The sequence below is a fragment of the Cellulomonas jepli genome (assembly GCF_047229345.1).
In the GTDB taxonomy this organism is placed as follows: Bacteria; Actinomycetota; Actinomycetes; order Actinomycetales; family Cellulomonadaceae; genus Cellulomonas_A.
Window position 1 is genome coordinate 1 of the sequence record NZ_JBFTER010000160.1, and the last position, 6,442, is coordinate 6,442.

Here is a 6,442-nt window from a genome sequence, read left to right on the forward strand (position 1 = left end):
TCTCCGGGAACCGGGCGAGCGGCGCGAGCCGCTGCGCACGGGCGGCGCCGCGCAGGAACGCCGCGAGCCGGTCGCGCACCACCGCCGCCTCCTCGAACCGCTCCTGCGAGACGAGGCGCCCGATGCGCGTCGCGTGGGCCCGCACGACGGGGGACGGGTCGCCGACCATCGCCGCGCGGACCGCCGACGCGACCTCGGCGTACTGCTCGGGCGAGGACCGGCCCGTGCACGGCGCCCCGCAGCGGCCCATCTCCGCGAGCGCGCACGCGACCGCCCCGAGCGCGGCGCGCAGCGGCAGCCGGCCGCTGCACTGCCGCACGGGGAACGTCTCGTGGAGCGCGTCGATCGCGGACTGCGCCGCGCCGCGCGAAGCGAACGGGCCGATGTACGCGGGCTCGTGCCCCTGCGCCGGGGGGACGGCCGCCGGGCGCACCTCGCGCACGACGGACAGCCGGGGGTACGGCTCGACCGTCAGGTGCACCCACGGCATGCGCTCGGGGAAGCGTGAGCGGCGGTTGTAGCGCGGCGAGTGCTCGGCGATGAGGCGGAGCTCGCGGACGCGGGCCTCGAGCGTCGTCGCGCACGGGACGGGGTGCACGCGCTCGGACACGCGCACCATCTCGACCATGCGCGAGCGCTTCTCGGCCGCCGTGAAGTAGCTGCGGACGCGCGTGCGCAGCGACGTCGAGGTGCCGACGTACAGGATCTCCTCGCGCGGCCCCACGAACATGTACACGCCCGGGCCGTCGGGGAGCCCGTCGGCGAGGTGCCGCTTGCGCCGCACGTCCGACGGCACGGGGTCGGTGGCAGTCGCGAGGTCCTCGAGGTGCGTGATGCCGAGCGGCGCCAGGCGCGCGAGGAGCGCGTGCAGCACGTCGACGGTCGCGCGCGCGTCGGCCAGCGCGCGGTGGTTCGGTGTCACGGTCGCACTGAACAGCGCCGCGAGGGTGCCCAGCTTGTGGTTCGGCGCCTCGTCGCGGGTCACGACGCGACGCGCGAGCCGCACCGTGTCCACCGTCTGGTGGCCCGGCCACGCGTGTCCCGTCTGCGCAGCCGCGGCCTTGAGGAAGCCGACGTCGAAGGGGGCGTTGTGCGCGACCAGCACGCTGCCGCGCGCGAACTCGAGGAAGCTGGGCAGGACCTCCTCGATGCGGGGCGCGCCGATCACCATCGACGTCGTGATGCCGGTCAGCACCGAGATGAACGCGGGCACCGGGCCGCCCGGGTCGACGAGGGTCTGGAACTCCCCGAGCACCTCGCCGCCGCGCACCTTCACGGCGCCGATCTCGGTGATCGCGCTCGTGCCCGGCACCGAGCCCGTCGTCTCCAGGTCGACGACGACGAACGTCACGTCCGACAGCGGGGTCCCGAGCTCGTCGAGCGCGAGCTGGACCGGCCGGCCCTGCAGCGGGGGTGCGAGGTCCACCCGGGTGACCCGGCGCGCGGCGGGGCGGTCGTGCTGCATGGCGTGGACGCTAGCCGCCGGGACCGACACGACCGGCGGCGACCCGTCGGTGCCTAGGGTGGGCGCATGGGCGACGACGCAGCGGGACAGCCGGACCCCACGGTCCCCGACGCCGTCCGGACCGTCCTCGTGCGGCTCGCCGCCGAGGTGCTGACCACGATCGAGCCTGCCGACGTCCCGCCAGCTCTCCGGCAGGTCCAGAGGTTCGCGCCGCGTCGCCGGGCGACCGCCGGTGCGCTCCCGCTGTGGTCCGCGCTCGAGGGTGACGCGGCGTTCCGGGCGCGCGTCGCACGGGTGTGGGCAGGGGCGCGGCCGGAGGTGGCCGCGCGGCTCGGACGGGGCACGTCGGCGGCTCCGGACGAGGGCACGGCATCGGGGTCGGCGGCCGCGGAGCCCGACGGCCAGGACGCCGCACCCGGTGGGGGCGCCCCGCGCATCGCGGACGCGTCGCCGCTCGACGTCGCCGTGGGGGCCTGGCTGCTGCGGCCGGGCGGCTGGGACGGCACCCTCGCCGAGGCGGCGGGACAGCTCGTCGCCGGGCCGGCCGACGCCGACCAGCAGGCGACGCTGGCCGACGCGCTCGACGCCCTGCAGCGCGCCGAGGAGCGCACGACGGTGCTGACCGCGCAGCTCGGTGAGGCGCGCACGCGTGCGGAGCAGGCAGAGGAGGACGCCGCGGCGCTCCGGCGCGAGCAGCGCCGGCTCCGGTCGGACGCCGACCGCGCGCGCAGCGAGGCCCGTCGCGCCGTGGCCGACGCGGAGGACGTCCTGGCGCAAGCGACGGCCGCACGGGCCGCCGCCGACGAGGCGCTCGAGAGCGCGCACGCCCTGCGCCGGGTCGCGGAGGCCGAGCGGGCCCAGGTCCGCCAGGAGGCCCGCGTCGCGCGCGACCTCGCCGGTGTGCGCGTGCGGCTCCTGCTCGACACGCTCGTCGACGCGGGCCAGGGCCTGCGGGCCGAGCTGGCGCTGCCGCCCGTCGGTGACCGGCCCGCCGACCTGGTCGGGACGTCCGCGCCCGTGCCGGTGGAGCGCGCGACGTCCCGGGGGCGTGCCGCGAGCGACCCGGCGCTGCTCGACGACCTGCTCGCCCTGCCGCACGCGCACCTCGTGGTCGACGGCTACAACGTCTCGAAGGCGGCGTGGCCCGGGCTGAGCCTCGCCGAGCAGCGGCGCCGGCTCGTCGACGCGCTCGCGAACGTCGCGGGCCGCACCGGCGCCGAGGTCACGTGCTGCTTCGACGGGCAGGAGGGCCCGCGGCCCCCGGGCAGCGGACCGCGGGGCGTGCGCGTCCTGTTCTCGGTGGGGGAGATCGCCGACGACCTCATCCGTCGCCTCGTCGGCGCGGAGCCGCGCGGACGGGTCGTCGTCGTGGTGACGAGCGACCGGCAGGTGGCCGACGACGTCGAGGCGGCCGGTGCGCGCGTCGTGCCGTCCGCGACGCTGGTCGCGCGGGTGGCCCGGCTCTGACCCCGGGGGGTCGAGGACTGCGGAGCGGGTCGTGGCGCCGGAGCGCTGTGGACGGGCGGCGCCGGTGTGTCGGCACGGGCGGCTAGCGTCCGCCGCATGCTGATCGACTGCGAGGCCTGCACGGTGCGCCCGGCGGCGTGCTCCGACTGCGTGGTGACGTTCCTGACGGTGCCGGTGCGCGCGGTCGACCTCGTCGAGGACGAGCGCGCGGCGCTCGAGGTCCTCGCGGCGTCCGGCCTCGTGCCGCCGTTGCGCCTGCGGCACACCGGGTGAGCGGTCCTCGCGACCGGATCACCCGCGCCCGGAGCGAGCCGTGCGCCCGCAGGAGAGAACCGTGCGCACGCCGGGCGGACCCGGCGTGCGCACGGTGCCTCACTCGGCCGGAGCCGCGTCGTACAGCGCGTCGATCTCCGCGGCGAAGTCCTTGATGACCTGGGCGCGGCGCACGCTGAGCTTGGGCGTGAGGTAGCCGTTGGCGATCGTCAGGTCGGTGTCGAGGATGCGGTACTTGCGGATCGACTCGGCGCGCGAGACGGCCCGGTTGGCGCGCTCGACGGCCTTCTCGATCGAGGCCAGGACCTCGGGGTCCTGCGCAGCCTCGGCGACGGTCATCGGCTTGTGCCCGTGCGCGCTCAGCCAGCCCGGGAGGGCCTCGGCGTCGAGCGTCACGAGGGCGCCGATGAACGGACGGGCGTCACCCACGACGACGACCTGGCTCACGAGGGCGTGGCTGCGCAGACGGTCCTCGAGCACCGCGGGCGCGACGTTCTTGCCGCCGGCGGTGACGATGATCTCCTTCTTGCGCCCGGTGATGCGCAGGAACCCGTCGTCGTCGAGCGACCCGAGGTCGCCGGTCCGGAACCAGCCGTCGTGGAACGTCTCCGCCGTCGCGGCGTCGTTGTTGTGGTACCCGGCGAAGACGTGCGGGCCCTTGACCTCGATCTCGCCGTCCTCCTGGATCCGGATGCCGCAGCCGGGCAGCGGCGGACCGACGGTGCCGATCTTCGTCCGGCCCGGCATGTTGACGGTCGCCGGGGCGGTCGTCTCCGTCAGGCCGTAGCCCTCGAGGACGCGGAACCCGATGCCGCGGTAGAAGTGCCCGAGACGCTCCCCGAGCGGTGCACCGCCCGAGATGGCCCACTCGCAGCGGCCGCCGAGCGCGTGCCGCAGCTTCTTGTAGACCAGGACGTCCGCGACCTTGTGCTGGAGCTTGAGGCCCAGGCCGGGGCCGCTCGCCGTCTCCGTCGCCCGGGAGTAGAGGATCGACGTGGCCGCGGCCCACTGGAAGATCTTGAGCTTGCCGCCCGCCGCCGCCTTCTGCTCCGAGGAGTTGTAGACCTTCTCGAACACGCGAGGGACCGAGAGGATGAACGTCGGCTGGAACGACGCGAGGCCCGCCAGCAGGTTCTTGGTGTCCGGCGTGTGGCCCAGCACCGCTCCGGCGGGGATGCACAGCACCTCGACGAACCGGGCGAACACGTGCGCGAGCGGCATGAACAGCAGAGTGCGCGCACCGGGCGTCGAGACGACCTCCCCGAGGCCCTCGACGGCGTTGCGCGTCAGGACGCTGAAGTTGCCGTGCGTGAGCCGCGCGCCCTTGGGTCGGCCCGTGGTCCCGGACGTGTAGATGATCGTCGCGACGTCGTCGAGGTCGGCGAGCGCACGGCGGCGCACGATCTCCGCGTCCTCGACGCCGTTCCCCGCCGCGACGAGGGTCTCGACGGCGCCGTCGTCGATCACGAGGACCTCGCGCAGGCTCGGCGCGTCGGCCCGGACCTCGGCGACGGTGGCGGCGTGCTCGGCGGACTCGACGACGAGCAGCGACACGTCGGCGTCGGTGAGGATCCACAGGACCTGCTCCGCGGAGGACGTCTCGTAGACCGGCACGGGCACCGCGCCCGCGGCCCACGTCGCCCAGTCGAGCAGGGTCCACTCGTACCGGGTCCGCGACATGATCCCGATGCGGTCGCCCGGCTGGACGCCGCGCGCGACGAGGCCCTTGGCGAGCGCGACGACCTCGGCGTCGAACGCGCGGGCGGTCAGCGGGATCCAGGGGCCGTCGCCGGGGGACTTGACCTCGATCAGCGGCTGGTCGGGGGACGACGCGACGCGAGCTGCGAGGAGGTCGTTGAGGTTCTCGTCGGGCCGCGCCTCGACGAGCGGGGGAGTGTGGATCTCGTCCATGCTGGCTCCAGTGACAGTAGGGCGACGGGGGTTCGTCGCACGATACCGGGACTTTCGTACTGGCCGGTCACATTCACGCTGGCTAGGGTCGTGACCGTGTGCGCGGCACGCCCGTCCGGTGCACGCGCGCGGCGGCAGTCACCCGTCCGTGCACCCGGGGGGCCCGCACGTGCCCCGCACCGCGGACCCGTGCAGGGTGCGTGCGCCGGGCGCGCTAGCGTGGGCTCGCACGCGTGCGCCCGGTACGGCACGGTTGTCGCGCAGCAGCCGGCGCGCTGCCGCAGCCGTCCGCAGGCGGCTCGCGCAGGCCGGCGCACACTTCGGCGGACGACGATCCCAGGAGCAAGGACGGACATGCACGCGATCGGTGTGGACATCGGCGGGACCAAGATCGCGGCCGGCGTGGTCGACGAGGAGGGCGCGATCCTGGCGCAGACCCGCCGGGCCACGCAGCCCGACGACGCCGGGAGCATCGACCGGGCGATCGCCGAGATCTACGCCGAGCTGTCCGAGTCGTACGAGGTCGGCGCGATCGGCCTCGCCGCGGCAGGCTTCGTCGCCTCCGACCGCTCCGGCGTGCTGTTCGCCCCGAACCTCGCGTGGCGCAACTACCCGCTGCGCGACCGCGTCGCGGAGCTCGTCGGGCCCGACGTGCGCATCGTCGTCGAGAACGACGCCAACGCCGCGGGCTGGGCGGAGTTCCGCTTCGGTGTGGGCCGCGACGTCGACGACATGCTCATGCTCACGGTCGGGACGGGCCTCGGCGGCGCGATCATGATCGGCGGGCAGCTCGTCCGCGGCGCGTGGGGCGTGGCCGCCGAGGTCGGGCACATGCGCGTGGTCCCCGGCGGGCACTACTGCGGCTGCGGGCACGAGGGCTGCTGGGAGCAGTACGCGTCGGGCAGCGCGCTCGTGCGCGACGCGCAGGCCGCCGTCATCACCCAGCCCGAGCGCGCGGTGCGCCTGCTCGAGCTCGCGGGCGGCGACGCCGAGAAGCTCGTCGGTCCGCACGTGACCGACGCCGCCCAGGAGGGCGACCCGCTCGCGGTCGAGCTGTTCACCGAGCTGGGCCGGTGGATCGGCGAGGGCTCGGCGTCGGTCGCCGCCCTGCTCGACCCCGAGCTCATCGTGGTCGGCGGCGGGGTCGGCGCCGCGGGCGACCTGCTCCTCGCGCCCGCGCGGCAGGCGTTCGGCGAGCAGCTCTCCGCGCGCGGCTACCGTCCCGAGGCGCGCATCGAGCTCGCCGCGATGGGCAACGACGCCGGCATCGTCGGCGCGGCGGACCTCGCGCGCTTCTGACGCGGACCGCCCGGGGCGGCGACGTCC

General features: G+C 75.6%; 5 protein-coding genes. 3 read left to right on the top strand and 2 right to left on the bottom strand.

What is annotated here, in order from left to right; genetic code table 11:
• The coding region (locus AB6N24_RS22255) for a DEDD exonuclease domain-containing protein (protein ID WP_412871542.1) at nt 1-1,465 on the bottom strand (1,465 nt) is incomplete at its 3' end.
• A gap of 66 nt (nt 1,466-1,531) precedes the next feature.
• Here AB6N24_RS22255 and AB6N24_RS22260 point away from each other — a divergent pair.
• Both AB6N24_RS22260 and AB6N24_RS22265 read left to right on the top strand, forming a co-directional pair.
• On the top strand, nt 1,532-2,932 hold the full coding sequence (locus tag AB6N24_RS22260) for an NYN domain-containing protein (RefSeq protein ID WP_412871543.1): 1,401 nt from the start codon (nt 1,532-1,534) through the stop codon (nt 2,930-2,932).
• 96 nt (nt 2,933-3,028) lie between these two features.
• On the top strand, nt 3,029-3,205 hold the full coding sequence (locus AB6N24_RS22265; protein WP_412871544.1) for a hypothetical protein: 177 nt from the start codon (nt 3,029-3,031) through the stop codon (nt 3,203-3,205).
• Between the two features lie 99 nt (nt 3,206-3,304).
• Here the strand turns inward: AB6N24_RS22265 and AB6N24_RS22270 are convergent, their stop codons facing one another.
• Complete coding sequence (locus AB6N24_RS22270) at nt 3,305-5,116, bottom strand: AMP-dependent synthetase/ligase (protein ID WP_412871545.1); 1,812 nt, start codon at nt 5,114-5,116, stop codon at nt 3,305-3,307.
• 354 nt (nt 5,117-5,470) lie between these two features.
• On the opposite strand from AB6N24_RS22270, the gene AB6N24_RS22275 reads away from it, so the two are divergent.
• On the top strand, nt 5,471-6,415 hold the full coding sequence (locus AB6N24_RS22275) for an ROK family glucokinase (protein ID WP_412871546.1): 945 nt from the start codon (nt 5,471-5,473) through the stop codon (nt 6,413-6,415).
• Nucleotides 6,416-6,442 lie beyond the last annotated feature (27 nt).

Bases quoted from the DNA above. Each gene is read 5' to 3' on its own strand.
- AB6N24_RS22260 (WP_412871543.1), top strand. From the start codon at position 1,532: ATGGGCGACGACGCAGCGGGACAGCCGGACCCCACGGTCCCCGACGCC.
- AB6N24_RS22265 (WP_412871544.1), top strand. From the start codon at position 3,029: ATGCTGATCGACTGCGAGGCCTGCACGGTGCGCCCGGCGGCGTGCTCC.
- AB6N24_RS22270 (WP_412871545.1), bottom strand. From the start codon at position 5,116: ATGGACGAGATCCACACTCCCCCGCTCGTCGAGGCGCGGCCCGACGAG.
- AB6N24_RS22275 (WP_412871546.1), top strand. From the start codon at position 5,471: ATGCACGCGATCGGTGTGGACATCGGCGGGACCAAGATCGCGGCCGGC.